The organism is Streptomyces sp. DF42, assembly GCF_058267695.1.
Genome location: NZ_CM177859.1, coordinates 5,335,683 through 5,360,871 on the forward strand (window position 1 = coordinate 5,335,683; position 25,189 = coordinate 5,360,871).

General features: G+C 67.5%; 15 protein-coding genes and 4 pseudogenes. 3 read left to right on the plus strand and 16 right to left on the minus strand.

The genetic code is table 11. The annotated features are described in order from the left end of the window. Positions 1–224: 224 nt before the first annotated feature. Both ACYUED_RS24450 and ACYUED_RS24455 read right to left on the minus strand, forming a co-directional pair. Complete coding sequence (locus ACYUED_RS24450) at positions 225–1,601, minus strand: glycoside hydrolase family 43 protein (RefSeq protein WP_491285016.1); 1,377 nt, start codon at positions 1,599–1,601, stop codon at positions 225–227. Between the two features lie 397 nt (positions 1,602–1,998). Further along, positions 1,999–3,429 (minus strand): glycoside hydrolase family 43 protein, encoded by a 1,431-nt coding sequence (locus tag ACYUED_RS24455; RefSeq protein ID WP_491285017.1) that lies wholly within the window; start codon positions 3,427–3,429, stop codon positions 1,999–2,001. Between the two features lie 803 nt (positions 3,430–4,232). Here ACYUED_RS24455 and ACYUED_RS24460 point away from each other — a divergent pair. Next, a complete protein-coding gene (locus ACYUED_RS24460; protein WP_491294410.1) occupies positions 4,233–5,657 on the plus strand; it encodes a family 43 glycosylhydrolase in 1,425 nt (474 codons plus the stop codon). A 387-nt stretch (positions 5,658–6,044) separates the two neighbouring features. On the opposite strand, the gene ACYUED_RS24465 is transcribed toward ACYUED_RS24460, so the two are convergent. From ACYUED_RS24465 to ACYUED_RS24510, 10 genes and pseudogenes are all read right to left on the minus strand, one after another. Continuing rightward, positions 6,045–7,466, minus strand: a complete 1,422-nt coding sequence (locus ACYUED_RS24465) for a non-reducing end alpha-L-arabinofuranosidase family hydrolase (RefSeq protein WP_491285019.1) — start codon at positions 7,464–7,466, stop codon at positions 6,045–6,047. Between the two features lie 332 nt (positions 7,467–7,798). Continuing rightward, a pseudogene (locus tag ACYUED_RS24470) lies at positions 7,799–8,149 on the minus strand (aldo/keto reductase); the annotation flags it as partial. A 48-nt stretch (positions 8,150–8,197) separates the two neighbouring features. Next, positions 8,198–9,236 (minus strand): annotated as a pseudogene (locus tag ACYUED_RS24475) (sugar kinase). Then, positions 9,233–9,511, minus strand: coding sequence for a beta/alpha barrel domain-containing protein (locus ACYUED_RS24480; protein ID WP_491285021.1), 279 nt, complete (start codon positions 9,509–9,511; stop codon positions 9,233–9,235). Before ACYUED_RS24480 ends, ACYUED_RS24475 begins: the two are co-directional and overlap by 4 nt. Before the next feature lie 26 nt (positions 9,512–9,537). Beyond that, positions 9,538–10,163 (minus strand): annotated as a pseudogene (locus ACYUED_RS24485) (amidohydrolase family protein); the annotation flags it as partial. A gap of 33 nt (positions 10,164–10,196) precedes the next feature. Then, positions 10,197–10,544, minus strand: coding sequence for an L-rhamnose mutarotase (locus ACYUED_RS24490; RefSeq protein ID WP_491285023.1), 348 nt, complete (start codon positions 10,542–10,544; stop codon positions 10,197–10,199). Beyond that, entirely contained in the window at positions 10,541–12,568 is a 2,028-nt protein-coding gene (locus ACYUED_RS24495; protein WP_491285025.1) for a DUF8034 domain-containing protein, read from the minus strand. Before ACYUED_RS24495 ends, ACYUED_RS24490 begins: the two co-directional genes overlap by 4 nt. A gap of 8 nt (positions 12,569–12,576) precedes the next feature. Continuing rightward, positions 12,577–13,485: a carbohydrate ABC transporter permease gene (locus ACYUED_RS24500; RefSeq protein WP_491285027.1), complete on the minus strand. Its 909-nt coding sequence runs from the start codon at positions 13,483–13,485 to the stop codon at positions 12,577–12,579. Positions 13,486–13,540: 55 nt separating this feature from the next. After that, positions 13,541–14,455: a carbohydrate ABC transporter permease gene (locus ACYUED_RS24505; RefSeq protein ID WP_491285029.1), complete on the minus strand. Its 915-nt coding sequence runs from the start codon at positions 14,453–14,455 to the stop codon at positions 13,541–13,543. After that, positions 14,452–15,819, minus strand: coding sequence for an ABC transporter substrate-binding protein (locus tag ACYUED_RS24510; protein ID WP_491285031.1), 1,368 nt, complete (start codon positions 15,817–15,819; stop codon positions 14,452–14,454). Before ACYUED_RS24510 ends, ACYUED_RS24505 begins: the two co-directional genes overlap by 4 nt. A 308-nt stretch (positions 15,820–16,127) precedes the next feature. Between ACYUED_RS24510 and ACYUED_RS24515 the strand changes: the two genes are divergently transcribed. After that, complete coding sequence (locus ACYUED_RS24515) at positions 16,128–16,886, plus strand: FadR/GntR family transcriptional regulator (RefSeq protein WP_491285033.1); 759 nt, start codon at positions 16,128–16,130, stop codon at positions 16,884–16,886. Positions 16,887–17,414: 528 nt separating this feature from the next. Here ACYUED_RS24515 and ACYUED_RS24520 read toward each other — a convergent pair. Then, on the minus strand, positions 17,415–18,188 hold the full coding sequence (locus ACYUED_RS24520; protein WP_491285035.1) for a FadR/GntR family transcriptional regulator: 774 nt from the start codon (positions 18,186–18,188) through the stop codon (positions 17,415–17,417). Positions 18,189–18,357: 169 nt separating this feature from the next. On the opposite strand from ACYUED_RS24520, the gene ACYUED_RS24525 reads away from it, so the two are divergent. Next, positions 18,358–21,528, plus strand: coding sequence for a DUF1349 domain-containing protein (locus tag ACYUED_RS24525; protein ID WP_491285037.1), 3,171 nt, complete (start codon positions 18,358–18,360; stop codon positions 21,526–21,528). 157 nt (positions 21,529–21,685) lie between these two features. Here ACYUED_RS24525 and ACYUED_RS24530 read toward each other — a convergent pair. The 3 genes and pseudogenes from ACYUED_RS24530 to ACYUED_RS24540 form a co-directional block, all read right to left on the minus strand. Continuing rightward, positions 21,686–21,841 (minus strand): annotated as a pseudogene (locus ACYUED_RS24530) (DUF8758 domain-containing protein); the annotation flags it as partial. 118 nt (positions 21,842–21,959) lie between these two features. After that, positions 21,960–22,640 (minus strand): DUF488 family protein, N3 subclade, encoded by a 681-nt coding sequence (locus tag ACYUED_RS24535; protein WP_491285039.1) that lies wholly within the window; start codon positions 22,638–22,640, stop codon positions 21,960–21,962. A 476-nt stretch (positions 22,641–23,116) separates the two neighbouring features. Continuing rightward, positions 23,117–24,955 carry a GmrSD restriction endonuclease domain-containing protein gene (locus tag ACYUED_RS24540; RefSeq protein WP_491285041.1) on the minus strand — a complete coding sequence of 613 codons (1,839 nt, stop codon included), beginning with the start codon at positions 24,953–24,955 and terminating at the stop codon, positions 23,117–23,119. Positions 24,956–25,189 lie beyond the last annotated feature (234 nt).

Below are 25,189 nucleotides of genomic sequence, written 5' to 3' on the forward strand. Positions count from 1 at the left end.
GGCTCTCTTCGGCACCGGCCCCGGGACTGGTTGCTCGTCGGCACCAGAGGAAGCGACGAGCCGGTTGGTGTCCTGGGCCCACGACGTCGGGTGGTCTCAGGCGCATGGCGGGCATCGGATCGCTCCGTGCACGGGCATCAGCGGGGGGCTCCGTCGACCCGGCCGCCGCGGGCGTGCTCCGGGAACGCCGGCGCTCGTCCGCTGAGCGGGCCCCGTTGTGTGCCTCAGTACCAGACGGAGAACGTGGCGTCGGCTCTGCCGGTCGCGGTGGAGATCGGGTCGATGCGCAGCGCGTAGTCGAAGTGCCGGATGTAGCGGTCCGGGTAGTTGTGGGAGCGGAACGACGACCAGGACGGGTCGGCAAGCCCGGCCGTCTTGTGGAAGGTGGCGTCCTGGGCGAATGTCGCGGTGCCGTCGTTGGCGTCCAGTCGCAGCTGGAAGTAGGAGTGCCGCAGGTAGCGGGTCGGATCGGTGACGGACTGGAAGGAGACGCCGGAGGAGTCGGCCAGCCCCGGCACCAACTTCCACTCCGAGTCGGTGTACGGGTCGAACGGGTATGGGTCGATGCGGCCGATGGAGTCGACCTGCCGCCAGTATCTGTCCGGGAAGTTGTAGGACTTCAGCCGGTTCCAGGCGGGCTTGCCCCACTTGGCGACCATGTTGTCGTACACCGTCTGGGGAATCGGCTTGATGTCGGCGTGCTTGGAGTTCAGCGGCTGGGTGTAGAGGCGCCGGTCGGTGGCGGTCCAGGTGCCGGTGGAGAGGTCGCTGGTCTGCCAGGTGTAGAACAGCGCGTTGGCGTCGCCCCACAGGTACCAGGTGCCGGCGGCCTGGGCGAGGATCGGGCCCTCGATGCCTCCCTGGGGCGCCAGGCCCGAGGTGAACTGGGTGAAGCTGCCGGGATTGAGCGAGGTGGACTTCGCACCCGTGAGGCTGTTGTGGCCCTTGTAGTACAGGTAGTTGACGCCGTTCACGCCCTTGGCCAGGGTGCCGTCGATGACGTCGTAGCCGGGGTCGAAGAAGACCTGCGGCGACGTCACGGTCTGGAAGTCCGTGGTGTAGTTCACCATGATCACGTTGTGGCCGCTGCTGTTCACGGCCGAGTAGATGATGGCGTACTGGCCGCGGGAGGCGTCCCAGAAGGCGTCGGGCGCCCAGGTGTGGGTGGCCATGTCGTGCAGTTTCAGCAGGCGGTAGTTGTCGAAGGAGCGCAGGTCGGCGGAGTCCCAGACGTGGATGTACGGGCTCTTCTTGGTCCAGTCGGTGCCCTTCAGGTTGGTCGCCATGACGACGTAGGTGCCGTCCTGCTTGGGCACGATGACGGGGTCGCGCAGACCGCCGTCGCCCGCGGTCGGGGTCACGACGGGGTTGTTCTGATTCAGCGGCATCCACTGCAGCGCGTCGGTGCTGACGGCGAGGTGCAGGCCGTAGTCCGTACCGAGGTTTGCCGGTGACTGGGTGAAGTAGGCCATGACGAACGGGGAGGCCGTCGCGGCGCTCGCGGACTGGCTGCCGAGGGTCAGCGCGCCGGTCATGGACAGGGGCACGGCCGCGGCCATGCCGAGGAACAGCCGGCGCGACGGGAGGGGGGTTGGGCTCATCTGGCGCCTCCAAGGTGAGTGGAAAGCCGGGGAAGTGGTTGCAGCGAAAGACCATCTGGCCGATGTGCCGAACGCTGTGCAGTGGAGCGGCCGTGCGCTGGAAGAGGAACGCGCGGCGTCGAGGGTGACGTCAGCGCCGATGGCATCCCGGCGAGGACGGGGGAAGGGTTCCTGGGCGGCCCGCGCGAGCATGCCGTCGGCGGCTCGGTCGGCCGGGCCCGCGAGGATCGTGGTCAGGTGGGTCGCGGCCCGGTCCTGGGTTCGTGGCTGCCAGGTGTGTGGCAAACGTGGGCTGCGGTCGGGGTGTGTTCGGCGATGTGTTCGGCGACGGTACGAAGCCGATGCCAGGTGATGCCGACGCCCTCCCGGAGGCGCCGGCATCCCTGTCGGTGTCGGGTCAGCTCGTCACACGGAAGGTGGCGTCGCCGCGGGCTGTCGTCGTGGTGATCGGGTCGAGGCGCAGCTCGTAGGCGTAGTGGCGGATGTAGCGGTCGGGGAAGTTGTACGACTGGAACGAGGACCAGGTGGAGTCGGCGAGGCCGGCGACCTTGCGGAAGGTGGCGTCCGCGGCGAACTGGGCGGTCCCGTCGTTGTGGACCAGCTGGAAGTCGTAGTTGGCGTGGCGCAGGAAGTACCCGGGCATGTTCACCGACTCGAAGGAGACGGTGCCGGTGCCCGCCAGGCCGGGCCGTATCCGGAACTGGGCGTCGTCGGCGGGGCTGACGGTGGGGTCGATGCGCACGTCCATGTCGGCGGTGTGCCGCACGTACCGGTCCTGGAAGTTGAACGACTGCAGGCGCTGGGCCGGGGTGTTGGGCCAGCGGGAGAGCACGCGGCTCTCCTCGGCGGCCGTGAGGGTCATGATCGCGCCGTGGCGCTTCGCGGTGCCGCCCATGTCGTAGCTGGTCGCGTCCTGAAGCCGGTAGGTGCTGACGTCGAACGGGTTGGTCGTCAGGATCGGCCTGTATTCACGTACGCCCTGCGGGTTGTTGTAGTCGATGTAGAGGGCCCACTCATTGCGGTCCCTGAACTTCATCCAGACCGGGCCTTCGACCACGTTTCCGGTGAGGCCGATGCTGGAGAGGTTGCCGAGGTTGGTCCACGTCCCCAGGATCGAGTTGGTGCCCTCGACGTTGTTCTGGCCGTCGCCGGAGACCCGCAGGTAGCGGTAGGGGCCGGTACCGGCGGGCACCTCCGTCATCTGCGTGTCGACGACCGGCGTGCTGCCGGGGGGGTCGATCCAGATCTGCGGGGTGGTGATGGTGCGGAAGTCCTTGGTGCGGGCGGAGTAGATGCGGTACTTGAAGATGCCGTTCACCGTGGCGTTAGTCGCCCAGTACAGGACGTAGTCGTTGGTCTCGGGGTTCCAGATCGCCTCCGGCGCCCACGCGTTCTTTCCGCCGGGGATCAGTCCGGCGGCGCCGAGCAGCCACGGCTTCGACCAGGTCACCAGGTCGGTCGACTCCCACACCACGAAGTTGGGACTGCCGTTGGTGTAGGTCGATCCGCAGCGGATGCACAGGTCGGTCGCGATGATCCAGTACTTGCTCCCGTCGGGAGAGCGCACCAGTGCGGGGTCGCGCACCCCCTTCGTACCGATCGTGGAGTTCAGGACCGGCGCTCCGCCGTTGAGGTCGTTCCAGTGCAGACCGTCGGTGCTGTGCGCGAGGTACAGCATCTGGCCGGTCGCGGAATCGCCGGTGAAGTGCACCATCAGATAGCCGGGATCCGCGGCGGCGGCTAGCTGCGGTGTGGTCAGGGCCTGGCCTGTGAAGAGCAGGCAGACGGCGAGCAATATGACCGTCAGCCGGGCGCGGAGCGCGGACATGCGGATCTCCTGTCGTTGTGCAGGTGCCAGCAGCTCGAAGGGGGAGAGCGAGGTGGCGGGGGGAAGCTCGGTCTGGGTGCGGGCGGGACAGGGCCCGGCTACCGCACGATCAGGAAGGGGGCGGATCCGGGCAACGGTGGGTCTCCCGTGTGCGGTGCGGGTCGTCGGGGTGACGGCGGGACCGGCACGCGGGCCGGTGTGTGGCCGGTGTGACGGCTTGTGCGGCGAAGTCACGGCTGTCGTCCGGGTGGGGCGGCCGTGGTACGGGCCGGACGGATGGCTGGCGATCGGAGCACGTGGATGCGGCGTGGTGAGATGCCCTGTGGCTTTTTCGGCGCCCACCGAAGCACGTTGATTGCGCCCCGCTTCGGCGTCCTGTTCTCAGTGGGCTCCTGTTCTCTCCGGGCCGGCCCGGCAGCGGCCTGGAGCTGACTGCTGGAGCGCCTGGCAGCGTTCCAGCCCAGTGGTCGGCCGGGAGAAGCCTCCGTAACCAACGTGCTTCCGACCAGCTGGATAGTGCGATATATCGAACGGTGTTCGTAAGATCGGGCAGACAATAGGAGGGGAAAACGGGGAGAGTCAATACATCCGACATGCATGGTTCCTCGAGGGGTTAGGGCGACGTCGGCAATGCTTTCTGGGCGGAAGCATTGACTGAGGCGGATGCGGAACCTATGTTCTGGCTGAAATTACGAACGATGTTCGAAATGCCGGACATTGAGAACAGGTGGTCGCTCCGCACCCACCAGCACCAAAGGGAATCCTCCATGAGACCTGGGCTCACCCGTAGAACGGTCCTCGGCATGATCGCCGGCTCGGCCGCCGCCACCGCCACCGGTTTCTCGGCCGGCAGCGCTCACGCCGCTGTGCCCACGTCACCCGGTGTGACGTACACGAACACCATCGCCGAGAAGCGGGCCGACCCGCACATCTACAAGCACACCGACGGTTTCTACTACTTCACCGCCACCGTGCCGGAGTACGACCGCATCGTGCTGCGCCGCGCGACCACGATCCAGGGGCTGTCCTCGGCCGCAGAGACGACCATCTGGACCAAGCACGCCACCGGGACGATGGGCGGCTACATCTGGGCCCCGGAGATCCACTTCATCGACGGCAAGTGGTACATCTACTTCGCCGCCGGTGACGCCAACAACGTCTGGCACATCCGTCCCTACGTCCTGGAGTGTGCGGACGCGAACCCGATCACGGGGACCTGGACGGAGAAGGGGCGCATCGCCCTGCCGCTGGACACCTTCTCCCTGGACGCGACGACCTTCGCCGTGAACGGCACCCGCTACCTCGCCTGGGCGCAGAACGACCCGGCCGTCGGCTCCGGCACCAACCTCTACATCGCGCAGATGTCCAGCCCGTGGACCATCACCGGTACCCCGGTCATGATCAGCCGGCCGACCGCCGCGTGGGAGACCGCCGGAGGCGCGACGGTCAACGAGGGCCCGGCCGTGCTCCAGCGGAACGGCAAGGTCTTCATGACCTTCTCCGCCGCCGCCACCAGCGCCGTCTACTGCATGGGCATGCTGACCGCGTCCGCCTCCGCCAACCTGCTGGACGCCTCGTCGTGGGCCAAGAACGCGAACCCGGTCTTCGCCACCAACGACGCCACCAGCCAGTACGGCCCAGGCCACAACCAGTTCACGGTCTCCGAGGACGGCAGGTCGGACATCCTCGTCTACCACGACCGCAGCTACAAGGACATCAGCGGTTCCCCGCTCAACGACCCCAACCGCCGCACCCGCGTCCAGAAGATCTACTGGAAGGCCGACGGAACCCCCGACTTCGGCATCCCGGTCGCCGACGGTCTCACCCCGATCCGGCTCTCCTCGTACAACTTCCCCGACCGGTTCATCCGGCACTGGGACTTCCGCGCCAAGATCGAGGCGAACGTCTCGCCCCTGGCCGACTCGCAGTTCCGTGTCGTCACCGGTCTCACCGGCACCGGCACCGTCTCCCTGGAGTCGGCGAACTTCCCCGGCTACTTCCTGCGCCACAAGAACGGCGAGGTGTGGGTGGAGAAGAACGACGGGACGTCACTGTTCGCCGGCGACGCCTCCTTCACCGCCCGGGCCGGGCTCGCGGACTCCGCCGGAGTCTCGTACGAGTCGTTCAACCTCCCGGGCCGCTACATCCGCCACTACAACTACCTGCTGTACGTCCAGGCTCTCAGCACGGCGACCGACCGGGCCGACGCCACCTTCTACACCCAATGAGCCACAACGGCGGCCCTACCCCTCGGGCAGCTCCGACGGACCCGTCGGCCGTAGCCGGGGCAGCCGGACCCTTCATCAGACTCGGAGCGGTTCAGGAAGACGCGGGGTCGAGGAGGGCGAGGGCAGCGGCGAGGGCGACACGGACCGGTGACCCGGCGGAAGTTCACGGCACACCACGGTCGGCAAGCGGATCCCCGGTGGCGTCATAGGGCTTCGGTCCGTGCCCACGATGAAAGTCCACGAAAGAGAGGAGCCCCAGCCGCCGCGTCGGCTGGGGCTCCTCAAGATGGTGAGTATCGGTCAGCAGGTGAAGCTGCCCACGCCGTGAACCGCTCGTCCACGCGTCGGCGGACCGCACCGCATCGCGATCACCGTGGACCGGGCGGGTCAGCGCTGCAGGGTCAGCACGCCCGGCCGCCAGGGCAGCTCGTTGTAGGGCATGCCCGGGGTGACTGCGGCGGGGTCCAGGCCCTGGTAGAGGAACTGCAGGTTGCAGGGGTCGATGGTCTTGGTCTGGTCGGGGTTGTTGCGGACCAGGTCGCCGTGGCTGATGTCGTTGGTCCAGGTGGCGCCGCTGTTGGCCTTGCCCGCGAAGGGGTTGGACTCGGTGGCGGCCTGCGGGGTCCACGGACCGTTCAGGCTGGAGGCGGTGAACGAGCGGAAGTAGCGCCCGTTCGAGCCCTGCGCCTCGACGATCATCAGGTACTGGTTCTGGCCCTGGACCTTGTAGACCTCCGGTGCCTCGAACAGGTTGTTCACGGTGTCACTCATGACCGTCTTGTACGACGAGCCGAAGCTGCCCGGGAAGTTCCCGATCGGCATGCTCGCCTGGTAGATGTTGCCGTTGTCGCCGGCGAAGAACATGTACATGGTCTGGCCGTCGGCGATCAGGGTCTGGTCGAGCGGGCCGCCGCTGGGGAGGCTGCCGGTGAACAGCGCCTGCTGCGCGGACCAGCCGTTGGGGTTGGTGGGGTCGCTGGACGTGCGGTAGACGAAGGGCGAGGCGCCCCACTGGGAGGCCAGCACCCAGATGTTCTTGGGCGCGAAGTAGAACAGCGTGGGCGCCACCGCGGACTGGCTCATCCCGGTCTGGCCGGCCGACGCCATGTCCGACCAGTTCGTGAAGGGACTGAACGCCATCGAGCCGTACGACGTCCCACCCGACACGTTCGAGCCGTAGACCAGGTGCTTGCCGTTGTACACCACGTTGGTGAAGTCCTTCAGCGAGTTCCACCCGTTCGACGGCTGCGCCAGCGCACCCGTCGAGCTCCACCGGTACGTCGACGGAAGAGCACACGAGTTGGACGTCCCGGACAGGCCGGTCCACTTCTGGTTGTTGGCGCCGTTGCAGTTCCAGAGCTGCACCGCCGTGCCGTTGGCCGTGGCGCCGCCCGAGACATCCAGGCACAGCCCGGACTCCACACCGACGACCGTGCCGTCGGCGTTCACCCGCCACTGCTGGTTGGTACCGCCGTGACAGGACCAGATCTCCACCCGGGTACCGGCCGTGGTGGCATGGCCCGGCACGTCCAGGCACTTGTTGCCGTACACCGTCAGCTGGTTGCTGTCCGTCAGTGTCCACTGCTGGTTGTTCCCGCCCGTGCAGTCCCAGATCTGCAGGAGCGTGCCGTCGGCCTGGCCGGCGTTCGGCACATCGAGACACCGACCGGAGCCGGTACCGCGTAAGGCGCCGCTGGTGGCCGCCTGAGCCGGACTGGCGACGAGCAGCGCCGCCAACGAGACCAGGGCCGCAACCGCGGCGGCGAGCACCACAGACAGACGCCTGCGGCTGAATCTTCTTCTGCGCATGGGGACCTCGTCATCCTTGAGCAAGCGGTTCCGGTTGGAACCGTCGGGGGCTTTGCGGAGTGGCGTGAGGTGCAGTGGCGCGTTCGCTATATCGAACCAAGGTCGAAGTGTCGAGCAAAATGGATGATGAAAGAACCGATGAACGGCGTCAATGCTTCTTGCGTAATTCGCGAGCCGAAACATTCGCAGACACGAACCAGGCGGCTAAGTCCCGTGGAGGTGACGGGTGTTGGCGTGAGAGGCAGGTAGCAGTGCATCGTCCCTGGTCCTGCCGTGCCTTTGAAGCCGGGACCGCAGACTCTGCGTTCCCCGATCCATGGTTGGCCGGCTGCTGAGGGCAGGACGCCGTCGCGGCTGAAGTCCCACTGCCGGCGCAGGTCGTCCCGTACGACGAAGCCCTCGGTGTCGACGCCGCCCGGTTCCTCGTTGGGCACGAGCAGTCGGCCCACCTTGGAGGAGATGACGTACTCGTCGCGCGGGCGGCCTCGCAGGGCTGCGCCCAGGCGGCGCTCGGAGAGGCCGAGGCCGTAGTGCGGTGCGGTGTCGAAGTACCGTATGCCTGCCTCCCAGGCCGCGTCGACGGCGGCTGTCGCCTCCTCAACCGGGGTGACGCGGTACAGGTTGCCGATCACGGAGGCCCCGAAGCCGAGATCGGTGAGGGCGACGGACGTGTTCTGGATCATCCGCTGGTGCAAGACGTGCTCCTGGAGTGACGGGTGGCGGGGTGCGGGTCAGCGTCTGACGTGGGCCGAGCCGCCCGCGACGAGCGCCTCGACCTCGGCGAAAAGAGGCCATGGAGACATCGCCGGGGGTGGTCATGGTGAGCGCACCGTGGGCGGTGCCGTAGGCCAGGGCCCGTTCCAGGCCGGTGCCGGTGAGCAGTCCGTGGATCAGGCCGGCGGCGAAGGCGTCGCCGGAGCCGATGCGGTCCAGGACGTGCAGGCCGGGCATCCGCGGGCCGGTGACGAAGCCCGTTTCGGGGGGCCAGGCGGCCGAGGACCAGTCGTTGACGCCGGCCGAGGGAACCTCGCGCAGCGTCGTCGCCAGCACGCTCGCCGCGGGCAGCAGGCCGGCCACCTCCGCGAGGGCGTCGGCCACCTCGTCGGCCCCGAGGCGCTTGTGTCCCGGGTGGGTGCCGGCCAGGCCGAGGGCGCCCACCACGACGTCGGCCTGCCGGGCGAGCCGCAGGTCGACCTCGCGTGCCCGTTCGGCGCCACCCCGGCCGGCCCAGAGGCTGGGGCGGTGGTTGGGGTCGTAGGAGACGGTGACCCCGTGGCGGCGGGCCGCCGCCATGGCCTCGTCCGCGACGTCCACCGTGGTGTCGGACAAGCCCGCGAAGATGCCGCCGGTGTGGAACCAGCGCACCCCGGCCGAGAACACCGAATCCCAGTCGACGTCCCCCCTGCGCAGCTGCGAGACGGCGGTGTGCGCGCGGTCGCTGACACCCAGCGCGCCGCGGATGCCGTAGCCGCGCTCGACGAAGTTGAGGCCGTTGCGGGCGGTGCGGCCGATGCCGTCGTCCGGCACCCAGCGGATCATCGAGGTGTCGACACCGCCCTGGAGGATCAGGTCCTCCACGAGCCGGCCCACCGCGTTGTCGGCGAGCGCGGTCACCACCGCGGTGCGCAGGCCGAAGCAGCGGCGCAGTCCGCGGACGACGTTGTACTCGCCGCCGCCCTCCCACACCTGGAAGGTGCGGGCGGTGCGGATGCGTCCCTCGCCCGGGTCGAAGCGCAGCATGACCTCGCCGAGGGCCAGCACGTCGGTCACCTCCTGCGCCTTTCCACGGCGTCGGCGGTCAGCCGGCGGATCTCCTCGTAGTCGCCGCGCTCCAGGTGGTCGGCGGTGGCCATCCAGCTGCCGCCGACGGCGAGGACCGCCGGTTCGGCGAGGTAGGCGGTCATGCGGGAGGCGTCGATGCCGCCGGTCGGCACGAACCGTGTCCCCGGGAAGGGGGCCGCCAGCGCTCGCAGCGTGCGCAGGCCGCCGAGCGGCTCGGCGGGGAAGAGCTTGACGGTGGTCAGGCCCGACTTCAGGGCGCGCATCAGCTCGGTGGCGGTGGCGATGCCCGGAGCCCGGAGACCTTGCAGACCACGTGCGGGTGTGCGGCCAGCCGTCGGATCCCGCGTTCCCAGCCCTCGATGTCCTGTCGGGCGAGGTCCGGTTTGCCCGCGTGGTTGAGCACCTGCGGCAGCTCGGGGAAGCGTTCCGCGAGGCGAATCGCCTGATCGAGCTGGTGGTCGCGCACCAGCACGTCGTAGCGCAGTCCGCGATCCCTGGCCGCCCCCAACCCGCGTTCCACGTCCGGGCGTTGCAGCCAGTTGGGGTCGGTCTCGCCCTGGACCAGGTGCCGCAGCGAGCGCAGGTACCCACCACCCGGTCCGGCTTGCAGCTGGTCGAGTACGTCACCGATGGCCGGTGACGTGAGGTCGGCCCAGCCGACCACGGCCTGGATCAGCGGTTCCCGTTCGGCGAGCGCGAGCAGGTCCTCGGTCTCGGCGACCTCCGCGATGCACTGGACGACCACTGTGCTGTGCAGCCGCCGGCCCGCGATGGGGTGGGTGGCGGTGGAGCGCAGGTCGTCGGGTGTGAAGGTGCGGCGGATGGATCCACGTCGGGGTCGTCGAGCCAGGGTTGCGGACGGTGGGAGAGGTCCCACAGGTGGTGGTGGGCGTCGACGAGCACGGGTGCATTCACGGGCTGATCCAAGTCGGGTCGGTGCGGGCCGGGTCAGGCGGTGGCGTCGTCGCCGGGCGGGCTCAGGTGCCAGATCTCGGGGAGCTCGGTCCACTGGCGGCCCTCGCCCCGGTCGGGGAAGGGTTCCTGGCACGGGTCGGTGAGCTTCCACCAGCGCTGGGTCTCGGGGTCGGCCTCGATGGATGCCATGTCCGCCTCGAAGTCCTCGCCGTGGTACTCCATGTAGGCGAAAAGCACGTCACCGTGGAGGTAGATGCTGTAGTTGCGGATGTTCGCCCGGAGCAGGGCGGCTTCTACGCCGGGCCACACAGCGGAGTGGAGCCGCAGGTACTCTCCGCGGTGCTCGGGACGGAGCCTGATGGTCTGGGCGATGCGCTTCACGCCGATTCCCCTGTCGTCTCGGTGGAGTTGGCCTGCTCGGCCGCGGTGTCGAACGGCGTGCGGTAACTGGGAGTACGGGTGCGCAGCCCCAGCCGCAGGGTGAGCCGGATGCGCGTGGAGGCGGGCAGACGGACCGTCAGGTACGGGCCGTCGCACGGGACCTCGGCCTCGGAGACCACCGGCTCGGTGTGCCCGTAGTCGTACATGTCGCCGATCCAGCCGTCGTCCTGGCAGGTCGTGTAGCGGACGGCGGTGATGGTGTGCTCGGCGAAGGCGCCCGCCTGGACGATCACCGTGCGGTCGGTTTCGGGGGCCAGGTTGACCAGCTCGACGGTGGTCGCCTCGGGGGCGATGGAGGTGACCAGGGCGGCGACGTCGGCAGGCAGGCCGGCGCGGCGGGCGTCGCCGTCGTGGTAGCGCAGCCTCGCCTGCTGCAGACCGCCCTGATACAGCACCTGCGGGCCGCCCCAGGTCAACTGTACGAGGGCCTCGGTGACCACCGGGTTTGACAGCTGCCACACATGGATGTCGGCCTCGGGCACGTCCAGGTCGCGGTAGCGGTCGATGCGCCGCAGCCGGTGCCGGATCTGGGCCTGGGCGGCCGCGAGGATCCGCTCCGGGTAGCCGGGGTCGTCGCCGGCGAGGAAGGCGAACCACGCCTTCTCGTGCCCGGAGTCCTCCTTGGACCGGAACGGCCGGACGGTGCGCCAGTCGATGCCGTCGGCCTCGCGCAGCCGCTCGAGGCGGGCCCGGTCGGCCTGGGAGGAGGTGTGGTGCCACAGCGCCACCGGAACGGGGGGCGTGGCCGGGTTGTAGTCGAACCAGCCGGAGTCGTTGTGGCGGAACGGCAGGTGCGGTGTGGGCGTGTGACGGTCCGGACCGAGTTCCACCGCCCATTTGGAGGGCAGGCTGGAGTCGGCCTCCGTGTGGGGCATGACCTTGGCGTGGCCTATGAGGGTGTCCAGCGAGGTCGCGACCATGGAGAGGTAGTCGTCGTCGCCGGTGACCGTGGCCGCCGCGAGCGCCGCCACGCAGGCCGCGTGACCGAGGCTGTGCCAGCCGTGCGGCCAGGACCAGCCGTAGTGGCCGCCGTACCAGCGGCCCTCCAGCAGGCTGCCGACGACGCCGTCCGGGCCGACGTTGTCCGGGATCAGGCCGCCCTGTTCGCGGGTGCGCTCGCGCCAGGCGCCCACGTACTCGACGATCCAGTCGCGGTAGCGGTCCTCGCCGGACACGATGAAGGCGTTGAGGACCAGTCCGGCCGCGGCGAGGTTGACCGCGGTGTCGCCGACGCCCATCCGGTCGCGCATCTGGTCGCCCAGCCGTGGGTCCGCCGACAGGGGGAAGGGGCCGTGCGCGGCCTCGGGGAGCCAGTCGAGGGGGAAGCCGTATGTCTCGGCTTCCTTGAGCAGCCAGGGGTAGACGTCGCCGTCGAACAGGCCGGTGCGGTCGGGGTCGCTGCCGTTGTGGGGGCGGGTGATGATGCGGTGTTCGGGGTCGTAGTTGCCCTTGGCGGGGGCGACGTACAGCTCGGCGAAGCGCAGGGCGCGCTCACGCCAGCGGTCGGGTGCGGCCATGCACAGGAAGTAGAGCAGGAGCAGGCTCTCGCCCTGGTGGAACCAGTCGTAGCCGCGCTCGAACTCGTCGCGCAGCATGTTCAGTTCGGTCAGCTGCTTGGTGACGCCCTCCCAGTGCTTCTCGCTGGCGGGCAGGATGTCGTCGGCGCCGCCGAGGAGGTAGAGCTGGGGCCAGTTGAAGAACACCTCGTAGAAGTCGTCCACGCCGTCGCGGGTGGTCAGCGGCCCGGTGTAGTTCAGGCGTCCGTCCGAGCCGGTGAAGTCGCGGGCGAAGCGGCGCCAGGCGTGGTCGAGCAGGTCGAACAGCGCGCGCTGGGCGACGGCCCAGCCGGGGGGTTCGAGCAGCGGCACCGCAGCCTGGACGTCGAAAGCGGGGGTGGACCGGTCGGCGGCCGGGATGTCGTCGCCGGGGTCGCCGGAGATGTGGGGGTCGGGGCTGTAGGGCATGAGAGCTGTCACTCCTTGGTGGCGCCGGCGAGCATTCCGCTGACCAGGAAGCGCTGGGCGAACAGGAACACGACGAGCACCGGTGTGATGGCGACCAGCGTGGCCAGTGCCAGTTGCGGGCGTTGGATTGCGAGGCTGCCGACGGTCGGGTTGAACGACGGCACATTGCTGAGAAGACTTCCGACGCCCACCTGGATGGGCATCTGGTCGCTGTCGGGGAGCATGACGTACGGCAGGAAGTAGTTGGTCCAGTTGGCGACGAAGCTGAAGAACCCGACCAGCGCGATGACGGGCGTGGCCAGCGGCAGGGCCACATGACGGAAGACCCCGAACTCGGAACAGCCGTCCATCCGCGCCGCGGCCAGGAGGTCCTTGGGCACGGCGGTGGTGAAGTAGATGTACGTCAGGTACACGCCGAACGGATAGAACGAGTACGGCAGGATGATCGACCACATCGTGCCGATCAGGTGCACCGCGTTGAGCTCCAGGAACAGCGGCACCACCAGGGTGGCGTTCGGCATGAGCATCACGACCAGGGTCGCGATCAGCAGCGTGCGACGGCCGCGGAACTCGGTCATCGCCAGCGCGTACCCGGCAGGAATGGCCAGGCAGAGCGTGATGACCAGTGAGATCACGGCGTAGACGGCGGAATTGCGCAGCCACACCAGGATGGCGTCGTCCTGGAAGGCGGTGAGTGCGTGCCAGTTGGCCTTGAAGGCGTGCCAGGAACCGAAGGCCAGGGGGTTGTCGTGGACGAGTTGCTGGTCGGTCTTGGTCGACGCGAGCAGCAGCCACAGCACCGGCAGGACGAAGAACACCACGAAGACGGTGAGCACCGAGCCCGCCAGCAGCCGGGAGGCCACGTGCTGTGGGGACCGGCGGCGCCGCCGCGGTTCCCCGTGCCGGGTTCGGCTCATGGCGTTCGTGTCCCGTTCCGTGCGTGGGACGGTGGCAAGGGGAGTGGGCCGGGTCTCAGTCGGCATCGAAGAACCCCGATCGTGCGACGAAGACGCCGGCGACCGACACGCTGACGACCAGGAGCTCCACCGAGACCGCGGCGGCGCCGTTGATGTTGTTCATCTGGAAGGCGAAGTCGTAGGTGAGCTGGTTGAGCGAGTAGTCGCGGCCGGCCACGCCCGTGCTGGCCAGGGAGAGCAGCTGCGGTTCCACGAAGAGCTGCGCGCCGCCCGCGAAGGCCAGGATCACCATGTAGACGATCCACTTGCGGAGCATGGGGATCTGCACCCGCCAGGCGGTCTGCCAGCCGTTCGCGCCGTCGATGCGCGCGGCCTCCATGACGTCCTTGGGGATGTTGTTGAGCGCGCCGTACATGACGACGATCCAGCCGCCCGCGCCGGTCCAGAACGCGATGATGGTGAACAGCAGCGCCAGGTTTCCCGGGGCGATGACCTCGCCGAAGGTGTGGAAACCCAGCGTCTCCAGCAGGGAGCTGACCGGGCTGACCGTCGGGTCGAGCATGAACAGCCACACCAGGACGCTCGCGGCGCCGGCGAGGGCGCCGGGGATGTAGTAGAGGAAGCGCAGTGCCTGACTGACCGGCCCCAAGGACAGCTTGTGCAGGAGCAGCGCCAGGACCACCACGAACACCACGAGTGAGACCAGCCAGAAGACCAGGTAAAGGGCCACGTGGCTCAGGGAGTCGACGAAGCGGAAGTCCTGTGCCGTGGTGACGAAGTTGGATATGCCGGTGAAGGCGCCTCCGGCGTCGGTGAACGCGAAGTAGACCGCGTACGCGGTGGGAAGGACGCCGAAGGCGACCAGCAGCAGTACGTAGCCGGCGACGAAGGCCACGCCGGCCCGGCTCTGCCGGGAGGTGCCGCGAGGGCGCCCCCGGACAGAGCCGGCCGAGGAGTGCGTGTCGGTCACTGGGAGACCTTGTATCCGTCGGCCTTGGCGTACTTGACGATCGAGTCCTGCCAGGCGGGCAGCAGCGATTCGATGGTCTTGCCCTGCGTCAGGGCGGGCTTGACGGTGGCGGCCCAGATCGCCTCCTGGCTGAACTGGCCCGAGCCCCAGCCGGACCACACCTGCGAGGAGGCGGCCTTGAGGGCGGTGAGGTCGCCGGCGTAGTACCCGGAGGCGGCCTGCGCCTTCAGCCAGTTCTCGGCGGCGGGCGCGTACGCCGGGAAGCCCGGGGCCTTCTCGCCCTGGTAGGCGTTGTCGGTGGTGACCCACTTCAGGAAGTCGGTGGCGGCCTTGAGGTGGGCGGAGTGCTTGGACAGCAGCCAGGTGCCGCCGCCGACGTTGCCGGTGGACGGCGAGGTCTCCCCCTGCCACTGCGGCATGGGCGCCACCGCGATGTGCTTGGCCGGCGTCTTGAAGGTGCCCTCGAACAACGCGCCGCCGTACCACGCCGGGCCGGGCATGAGCAGGACCTTGTCGGCCTCGTTCTTGGCGAAGTCGGTGCTGAAGACCCCGCTGATGGACATGGACTTGTTCTTGATCAGCACGTCCAGCAGCTTGGCCATCTTGGTGCAGGCCTCGCTGGTGGTGTTGACCGACACCGCCTTGGGGCCGGTGATGTGGTTGGCGCCGCACTTGCTCGCCCACAGGTAGATCTCGGGGGTGAAGGAGTCGCCGGCGTCGCCCACGAGGTAGCCGGGGTGCTCCTTGGCCGCCTTCTCGCCGAGCTTCTGGTACTCCTCCCAGGTCGTCGGCACCGAGTAGCCGAACTTCTTCAGCAGCGGCGCGTTGTACCAGAGCACGGCCTGGGAGAGGTCGTTGCGCAGGCAGTAGAGGGTGCCGCCCACCGTGCAGACGTCGTTGGCACCCTTGGCGAACCCGCCGAGGGTCGCGGTGGGGATCAGGCCCTTGTTCAGCGGCGCGGCGAAGCCGGCGTCGACCGCCCAGGTCACCTCGTTGTTCTGGGAGCTGAAGACGACGTCCGGCCAGCCCTTGCCGGTGCGGTTGAACAGCTGAACCTTCGTCTGGAGGTAGTTCGAGCCGTTGGCGTCGCCGTCGTAGCTGACGATGTTCATCTTCACGCCCGGGTGCGACGCCTGGTACTGCTTCGCGGCGTCCATGCGGGTCGCGTCCACCCAGACGGTCAACGTCCCGTCGTTCTGCGCGGCTTGGGCGAATCCGTCCTTGGCGGTCGTGCCGGCAGCGCCGCCACCGCTGCCGCAGGCGGCCACGGTGAGCAGCACGGTGGCGGCACAGCCGGCCAGCAGCGGGATACGTCTCCTGCTGGTCCCTGTCTCCTGGGCGGCCGAAGGCTTGTAGACGGACATGAGCGACTCCACTGGGTTTGCATGAGGCTGCTGACGGCTCTGTCGTACCGCCGAGGAAAGAAATTAGCCGCGATATCGACGGGCGAGTCAAGGGGTGAGTAGGTCTTTTCTTGAGATTCGACGTGTATGTCAAGGTGACTACTGCGAGTCATATACGCAGCTAAAACGGCACTAAAGACCACAATTTGCATGCAGTTTGGTGCTCAAGAGCGCCAGATGAGTCCGACTTATTAGAATGCTTGGGGTATGATGAACGCGGTTTAAGGTTGATCAGTCACCGTTGTCGCAGTCACCTGGAGGCAGGACACATGAAGGACACGCCCGTCGTGGCGGCAGAGGTGAACGGCGCGGACGAGCGGCGCGACTACCGGCCCGGTTACGAGGTCGTGGCGGAGCGGATCCTCGAGTTCATCGCCGAGTCGCGCCTGCTTCCCGGCGACCGGATCCCCACGGAGAAGGACCTGGCCCAGCAGCTGGGCACCAGCCGGGGGGTTGTCCGAGATGCCGTGAAGATCCTCTCGGCGCTCGGCCGAGTCCGGGTGCACAAGGGGCGCGGACTGTTCGTCGCGGACGAGGACGGCATGCTGATCACCAGCCGCTGGGCCGGCTTCTTCCGGCCCGTGGACCTCGATCACGTGCTCATGCTGTTCGAGTTCCGCAGGGTCCAGGAAACGGTTGCCGCCAAGCTCGCGGCCACCCGGGCCACGCCCGCCGAACTGCGCACCATCGAGGTCGCCATGCAGCAGTGCCGGCACGGGTACGTCCATGGTGAGGTCGACGTCTTCAACCAGGCGGACGACGACTTCCACGCCGCCGTGGCCGCGGCTTCGCACAACCCGTTCCTCGGCAGCGCGGTGCGTGAGGCCCGCCAGTTGCAGCGCCAGTCCAGCGCGATCGTCCACGACACCATCGGCGAGGGCACCGCGGCCGCGGTCGAGGAGCACGAGACGATCTACCGCGCCATTCGCGACGGCCGACCCGACGAGGCCGCCGCGGCCACGGCCGTACACCTCGACCGGACGCTGGAAGACTACCGACGGGAGATCCAGCGACGCCTGTTCGGCTGACCGTTGTGCCGGCACTTGCCGGAGAGGCTGTCACAGGGTGACGAGTTGCCGGTCCTGATCTGCGCCACCGGCGACCGGCCACTCGATGAGCATGGCGCTTCGGCGGTCGAGGCGTTGCCGGCATCCAGCAGTGGTCAGCGAGCGGGTCGAGCCGAGGGGCGACCTTGAGTCAGTGCCCGCTGCTGCCGTCGTACAAAGTGAGAGTGGGGGGTGGTACGGCGCGATCCCGGCTCAGGACACTGGAGGGCCTGCGGGCCGCGACGCATCCTCTCGAAGAGGGGGCTTCGGCGGCCCACCTGCGACGATTCGGGCCCTGCGGGGACGAAACCTTGAGGACGACGAGAAATCGGCACGCCGTCCTCCCGTCTGCACCAGCCACCGTGAGGTCTACGAGGCGGGCCTGTGGAGGAGTGCAGTGGTCTTTGCGGTACTCGCGCGGGCTGACGCCGCCGTGTAGGGGTCGGTCGGCGGCATGACCGGATGTATCCAACGTGTCGGTGCGGGCGGGCGTGGGGCCCGTCGGTGCCGTCAGGGCTGCGGGGTCGGTCGGCGGCTCGCCCATGCCCGGGCGATGTGCTCGCGCATCGCGCGGGCGGCTCCGTCGGCGTCACGATGGCGGAGCAGTTCGAGTATGGCCACGTGCTCGCCCAGTGACATGGTCAGGCCGTCGCGGGTCGAGTGACCGTTGTAGAGGCGTGACAGGCGGGCCTTGCCGTGGACGCTGCGGATGATCGCCTGACCCAGGAGGTTCCCGGAAGCCCTCATGATGATCTCGTGGAAGGCGGCGTCTTCCTCGGCGTAGCGCACCGGGTCGTCCAGTGCCTCCCGCAGCGCGGTGACCTGCTCCTCGAGTCCGGCGAGTTCGAGGTCGGTGATGCGGCCGGCCGCGTCGGCGGCCATCTCGGCCTCCAGGGCGATCCGCACGGAGACCAGCTGGTCGAGGATCGTCAGCGTCCGGTCGTGACGGACCTGGGCCTCCAGGACGACAGGGTCCAGAAGATTCCACTCCTGCGGCTCGCGCACCCGTGTGCCGCGCCCGGGCGCGGCCCTGACCAGCCCTTTTTCTTCGAGTACCTTCACCGACTCGCGCACGACGGTCCGACTGACGCCGAACTCCTCGCACAGCACCGCCTCGATGGGCAGCGCGGACTCCGGCGGATAGGCCCCGCCCACGATCCGGTCGACGAGATAGGTCACCACGGTGTCGCTGAGCCGGCCGGTCTGCCGTCGGGGAACGGCTCCCAGCGACCCCTCCGAGGGCTCAGGCGCCAGTCGTTGACGACTGGCCGGGGTACGGGGCACGTGCGGCTCCTTGTGGTCAGTAAATGCCACAGCATACATCTTGCGGATTATGTCATTCATATGATGAAGTTCGTCCGCCCCGGCGAAACGCCGGTGAAACACGGCCGAAGTCCACCGGATCGCGACCGAGATGGGACCAGGCACGGTGCGCATCACCGAAGGAGCCCTCGTGCTTTCACTCCGAAGAACGATCCCATCACGCGGCCCCCGGCCGCGGATACGCGCCGCGGCCGCGGCGACGGCGCTCGTCGGCGCCCTGCTCTCCGCAGTCACGTCCGCCGGAACGGCGCAGGCGGCGACCATGACGACGCTCTACGCGGCGCCCTCGGGTACCGGCACCGCTTGCTCCTCCACCCAGCCGTGTTCGATCACCCAGGCGAAGACCTCGGTGCGTGCGGTCAACGCCGGAATGACCGGCGACATCGCCGTGCAGTTGGCGGACGGTACCTACCGCCTCTCCGCCCCGCTCTCCTTCACCTCCGCCGACTCGGGCAACAACGGCCACACGGTGGTGTGGAAGGCCGCCCCGGGCGCGAACCCGATCATCTCGGGCGCACAGAAGATAACCGGCTGGTCGCAGTTCGACGCGACCAAGAACATCTGGCGCGCCAACGTCGGTACCGGCTTCGACACCCGCCAGCTCTACGTCGACGGCCTCCTCGCCACCCGGGCGCGCACCCAGGTCACCCCCCGGTCCGACCTGACCGCCACCCCGACGGGGTTCACCTTCACCAATTCCGCACTGAGCTACCTGAACACGCTGGCCAACCAGAGCCGGGTGGAGGTCGAGACGCTCAACAGCTGGACCGACCGCTACAACCCGGTGCAGAGCATCAGCAACAACACGCTCACCATGCAGCAGCCCGCCTGGGACAACAACACCTGGGGCTGGGACACCGTCCAGAGACCAGACCGCAACGGACCGTTGTACCTGGAGAACGCCTACGAATTCCTCGATACCGCAGGGGAGTGGTACCTGAACACCGCCACCGGCTTCCTCTACTACAAGCCGCTGACGGGACAGGACCTCAGCACCGCTGACGTCGAACTGCCGCGGCTGGAGACGCTCATCAGCGTCGGCGGCACCTACGATGCGCCGGCCCACGACCTGTCCTTCACCGGTGTGCAGTTCTCCCACACGAGCTGGCTGCACCCGAGCACCAACGAGGGCTGGGCCGACCAGCAGACCGGCGGGTACATCCAGGGCAACTGGACCACCAGGCCGACAAATGCCTTCACCTCCTGCTCTCACGGCTGCAGCCTGTTCGAGTCGACCCGGCCGAGCTGGCTGCAGATGCCCGGGGCGGTACAGGTGTCCGCCGCGAACCACGTGACGTTCAGCGCCGACAAGTTCATCGGCCTCGGCCAGAACGGCCTCGGCATCGGCGAGGACGCCAACGCGAACGACTCAGGCGTCGGCCTGGGAGCCAGCGACATCACCGTCATCGGCTCGCACTTCAACCAGATCGCAGCGGGCGGCATCGTCGTCGGCGGCCTCCGAGCAGACGCGCACCACCCCAGTGACGCCCGGATGACGAACAAGAACATCACCATCAAGGACAACCTCATCCACGACGTCGCGCTCGACTACCGTGACAACGTCGCGATTCTCGCCACGTACACCACCAACTCCGTGATCAGCCACAACGAGACGTACAACCTCCCCTACTCCGGCATCAGCCTCGGCTACGGATGGGGAGTCAACGACCCGGGCGGCAGCCAGGACTACCTCAACCGGGGTCTGTACAACTACCAGCCGGTCTACAGCACCCCGACGACAGCCACGGGGAACTCGGTCGTGGGCAACTACGTTCACGACTTCATGCAGTCGATGAACGACGGCGGTTGCTTCTACACGCTGTCGGCGAACCCCTCCAGTGTGATCGACCAGAACTACTGCACCAACGCCCCCGGCCGCCTCGGCATGTACTTCGACGAGGGATCGCGGTACATCTCCGCCACCAGCAATGTCTTCAACGTCGGAACGTACGCCCACCAGAACGCCGCCAGTAATAACAACACCGGCAATTTCACCCTGACCAACAACTGGACCACGCGGGACGGTGACGTCACTGACGGCAACCGTGGCAGCGTGGTCAGCGGCACGGTGGTCGTCACCAACGGTGTCTGGCCGTCGGGTGCGCAGACGGTCATGAACGCGGCCGGTCTGGAACCCGCGTACCAGTACCTCAAGTCCCCGGTGACCGCTCCCTACTCCACCTTCGCGGTGAACTCGCCGGCCTCCTTCAGCCAGGCGAACGGCCAGTTCGTGATCACCGAAGCCGGGACCGACGTCTGGGGTGCCGGCGGACAGCACGACGACCAGTACGGGGCCGTCTACCAGAGCCAAGCGTTCACCAACGGCACCACCGTGACCACCAAGGTGAGCCAGTTGGACAACACCAACCCCTGGGCAAAAGCGGGCATCATGGTGCGCAACAGCATCGACGGTGCCGGCACCTCAGCGGGGTACGCGGTCATGGCCGTGACGCCCAGCAACGGAGTCGTTCTCGAATACGACTCCAACGGCGACGGATACCTCGACTCCGAGAAGAAGACCACGGGCATCAAGGCCCCCGTCTGGCTGCGGCTCACCCGCACGGGCACCCAGGTCAGCGGGTACTACTCCACCAACGGGACCACCTTCACCCAGGTCGGCTCGGCCGTGAACCTGACCGGGGCCAACGCGACCGAGGACGCGGGCGTCTTCCACACCTCCCACAACGTCAACGTCCCGGGCACGGCCACCTTCGGCAGCCTGAGCATCACCACGCCCCCGTTCGCCGGATACGCGAACATCCCGGCCATCCTCGACCAGCACCAGAGCCAGATCGCGATCACCGGCACCGGGGCCGACGTCTGGGGTGGTACGCCGCAGCACGACGACGAGTACGGGGCCGTCTACCAGAGCCAGTCGTTCAGCAGCGGCACCACCGCGACCGTCAAGGTGGACCAATTGGACAACACCAACCCCTGGGCGAAGACCGGGATCATGGTCCGCAACGACATGACGGCCCCGGGCAGTTCAGCGGGGTACGCGGTCCTGGCTGTGACGCCGAGCAACGGAGTCCTGCTCGAATACGACTCCAACGGCGACGGATACCTCGACTCCGAGGCGAAGACCACGGGCATCAAGGCACCGGTCTGGCTGCGGCTCACCCGTACGGGCAGCCAGGTCAGCGGGTACTACTCCACCAACGGGACCACCTTCACCCAGGTCGGCTCGGCCGTGAACCTGTCCGGGGCCAACGCGACCGAGGACGCGGGCGTCTTCCACACCTCCCATGACAACAAACTCGCGGGCACGGCCAGCTTCAGCGGCCTGAGCATCACCCCGTAGCCAGTTCCCCATCAGATGAGCAGAGGGTGTTCAGATCATGCGGTGACGCACGATCTGAACACCCTCTCGACCGTGCTGTACGTGAAGATCGACGACGAGCTGTGGGAGGGCCGCGATGGGCAGACCACCCGTGCTGACCGACTCCGAACTGGTCTATGTACTTGGGGAACTGGTCCTCTTCCTTGAGGAGCCGGAAGGGGACAGGGAACAAGCGCACGTGTCGCGGTGCGCCTTCATCGAGACGTATGTCTGCCACGCAGCTCGTCTCGCGGTATTTGTTGGACAGCTCCGGATACGTCTTGACCGTGATCATGATCGTGGCGCGCTGCCGATTCCTCGATCCCATGGTTGCCCCTCCACTGATCTCCCGATCCGATGGGAGGAGAGGTATGCGCCTCCGGCAAGAGCGCATGCAGGGGCGAAGGGCGAAGTCAGGCCAGGGGAATTACGGGGACAGCAGCTCGCTTACGGACCGTCTCCAGGACGACCTGCCGATGGCAGCGGCTCTCGTCCTTCTCGAAGCACAGCACCGCGACCCGGGACCGCCGAGCGTGCTCGGCGAGACGATCGAGGTCGGACTGCGCCTCCTCGGAGCGCAGCACCCCACGGAAGCGTGCCCTGCCCACGTCGAGGCGGCCGTCCCAGGACGGTTCCCGGTTGTCCTTGGGATTGCCCAGGCCACGCAGGTGGGTGTACTCGATGCCCGCTTCCGCAAGTGCCTCCCCGAGGCGGGTCTTGCTGAAGCCCTTCTTGCGGCTGATCGGTGTGAGTCGCACGTCCGCCACGACATCGATACGGCTGTCGAGGAGCGAGGCGACGAAGGAGTCGATGCCCCGGCCTTCGTACCCGGCTGACCACAACCCGGGAGTGGCCTTGGTCTCCCGGAAGAGCTCGTCGAGGGAGACCTCAAGAGCCTCGGCAACTGCTCCAACGGTGAAGAAACCTGGCTGGGTCGCTCCCTCGCTCTCCAAGCGGGCCAGCGTGCCTACGCCGATGCCGGCTTCCTTGGCGAGCCGTTCACGCGTCCACTCGCGACCTTCCCGCAGCGCCCGCACACGCCGGGCGAGTTCTCGGGCGTGGTCGTGGGGACGCGCTGAGTGTTGGCCTGCCATGTGCCGTGATCCTAATGGTCGTTGAGGTGGTCGAGCAGGGTGTTCCTGGTCGCTACGTCGCCCGATTCGCGAACGCGCAGGTCGAGTGCCCTCGGCCGCCACGCCAGCCCCCGCGGCCACCCCCTGGGAGAACCCGACCAAGGTCTTCTCCCAGATTTCTCCCAAACGATCTCCAGAAACCCGTCAGGGGCCTGATCCACTTGGTGGATCAGGCCCCTGACCTGGTGTTTCACTGTCGGGGTGGCGGGATTTGAACCCACGACCTCTTCGTCCCGAATGAGGTTCGATCAAGGTTGCTAGCTGGATGGTTGGCGTTTACGCTGGTCAGAGCCTTGGCATGGGCGAGTCTGGGGCGGTGTCGAGGGGGCTTGGGGAGCGGATCGGCTCCCAGACGGCTCCCAGACAGTCACGGCATCATCGAAACCACGGCCGTTGATCGCTCATCACGGACCTAGGGAATGACTCAGCTGTAGTGATCACAGATCGTCGGTGTCATCCGATACGTCGAGGCTGATCCCTGGATCATCTGCGGCCGATTCGTCGTCCAGAATGACCTTGCCCATCGCGACCGAGATACTTCCGAGTAGCGCGGCCTTGCGGGCGGCGAAGAACCCATCGAAGTCGTCGACGGACATGAGTTCCGGGTTGGCGAGGTGGGAACGGATGCGCTCGGCGACGCCCTCGTGAGCGGTCTCCGCGGTCCTTACCAGTCGCCCCAGGTATTCGGAGGGGGCCGCACCTCCGATGATTCGGTTGGTCCGGGCCGTCAACGGGGTCTTGTTGATGATCGAGTTGTAGATCGTGGGGTCGTATCCGGCCTTGTCGCACCAGATCTTGGGGAAGATGTGGTGGATGTCGATGGACTCATCGAAGTACCCGGTCACCTCGGCCTTCTCCCCAGTGCGCCAGTCCACGGCGCCTGCCTTCAGCAGCAGCGCGTAAATCCCCTTGTAGGCAGCGCTGTTGCGGGTACGGAGGGTCAGCAGTCGTCCGGGGGCGAACTGTGCCGCGGTGACGGTGCGGGGCTCGGCCGCATCGCCGCGGATCCAGTCGACGACGTCTGGCAGGTCCTGGCTGAAACGGGTCTCGGTCGAGCCGCCGTAGAGCTCACCGAACACACCGCACCAGTACCAGCGGGCGAGCTTGTTCTGGGCTCCAGCGCTCTGTGCGGCATCTCCCGCCAGGGCCAGGATCGCAGCGAGAGGTATCAACTGGGTTCCGTAAGGCAGGAACTTCGTATCGAAGAGGAACTGCCGGTGCAGGAATTTCGCCGCCGTCTTGAATCCGGCGATGACGGATGGCGCGAAGCGTACGTAGTCCTCCAACGAGAGGGCGAGCATGTCCTTGCGCTTGCAGCCGATGCGCGGCAACCGCTCCTCCTCCGTACCCCGTTCAGCCTCGTGCCTGCGCCGCTCGGCCGTCGCCAGCAGGGTGACTGCCTGGAGGAAGTCGGTGTTGGAGACCTCGCGCAGAATGCGGTACTCAGGTGCCTTCCAGGCAGCCCGGCATTCCTGCTCCCAGTGGTTGCGCAGATCGAATTCGTCCGCCGCGTAGGTGGCGGTCAGGAGTTCGAAGACGGTCAGGGTGACACCGCCGGTGTTGACCTTCTCGAACACCTGGCACACGGCTTGGCGCGGAGTCGCCTGCCCCAGCTCGATGACCGGGACATGGTAGAGGTCGAAGGGGCGGACGAATTCCTTGCTGAACTCGCGCCACAGCTTGCGCTTGACCTTGTCGCCCTCCCAGTAGTCAGTGAATTCGTCGCCCCAGTCTCCGCCGTCGAAGACTGCATGGAGCGGGAAGAGATGTGCCTCGTACTCGCGCTCGGGAGTCGAGTAGTCCTCGACGACCTGGCCCCGGAAGTTGAGTACCTTGCGTGATTCGGGCAGGAAGCGGATGGCGTCCTCGCGGTCGCCGTTCTCGTCGAGAGCCTGGACCATGTCCACGTAGAACCAGCCCGAAACCTGCTGCTTGCGCAAGTCCTGGGTGACCACCGGACCCTTCAGCTTCAGGGACTGGAACAGCGACGTCAGTCGCTGCTGCCCGTCGAGCACGAGGGTGTCCGGCTCGGGCTCGCCAGCCGGAGTGGCTCCTTCGATCGGTCTGTACTTGAACCGGACGTCACCGCCGGCCTTGAGCAACATGACAGTGCCGACGGGGTAGCTCAGCGAGATCGACGCCAGGAGGCTCGCGATGTTCGGGTAGGGCCACACCCAGCCTCGCTGGAACTCGGGGAGTTGGGCCTTGCCGACCTCGACCTGCTGCAACAGATCGCGCAGGGGTCTCTTGTCGATGCTGAACGCTTCGTCGGCCACATCGGCTCCTCAGGGAGGTGGGCCACCGAGCGGCGCCGGAAGCCAACTATGGGGTGTCACCTCAAATTACTAGCTGTCACGGCTGCGGTTGCCCGAGATCCAGAACAAACTGGAACCTCGATCAGGATCAGCAGAATCAGTGAGCACTCCTCTCACCGGCCACTTCAGATTTGAGTCAGTGCGGTCGCTCCGGACCAGACCCGCGCTAACGGGCGCCAGCTCATCAAGCTCCCC

Excerpts from the sequence above, each read along its gene's own strand:
- ACYUED_RS24450 (WP_491285016.1), bottom strand. The coding sequence starts at position 1,601 with ATGAGCCCAACCCCCCTCCCGTCGCGCCGGCTGTTCCTCGGCATGGCC.
- ACYUED_RS24455 (WP_491285017.1), bottom strand. The coding sequence starts at position 3,429 with ATGTCCGCGCTCCGCGCCCGGCTGACGGTCATATTGCTCGCCGTCTGC.
- ACYUED_RS24460 (WP_491294410.1), top strand. The coding sequence starts at position 4,233 with ATGATCGCCGGCTCGGCCGCCGCCACCGCCACCGGTTTCTCGGCCGGC.
- ACYUED_RS24465 (WP_491285019.1), bottom strand. The coding sequence starts at position 7,466 with ATGCGCAGAAGAAGATTCAGCCGCAGGCGTCTGTCTGTGGTGCTCGCC.
- ACYUED_RS24480 (WP_491285021.1), bottom strand. The coding sequence starts at position 9,511 with ATGCGCGCCCTGAAGTCGGGCCTGACCACCGTCAAGCTCTTCCCCGCC.
- ACYUED_RS24495 (WP_491285025.1), bottom strand. The coding sequence starts at position 12,568 with ATGCCCTACAGCCCCGACCCCCACATCTCCGGCGACCCCGGCGACGAC.
- ACYUED_RS24500 (WP_491285027.1), bottom strand. The coding sequence starts at position 13,485 with ATGAGCCGAACCCGGCACGGGGAACCGCGGCGGCGCCGCCGGTCCCCA.
- ACYUED_RS24510 (WP_491285031.1), bottom strand. The coding sequence starts at position 15,819 with ATGTCCGTCTACAAGCCTTCGGCCGCCCAGGAGACAGGGACCAGCAGG.
- ACYUED_RS24515 (WP_491285033.1), top strand. The coding sequence starts at position 16,128 with ATGAAGGACACGCCCGTCGTGGCGGCAGAGGTGAACGGCGCGGACGAG.
- ACYUED_RS24535 (WP_491285039.1), bottom strand. The coding sequence starts at position 22,640 with ATGGCAGGCCAACACTCAGCGCGTCCCCACGACCACGCCCGAGAACTC.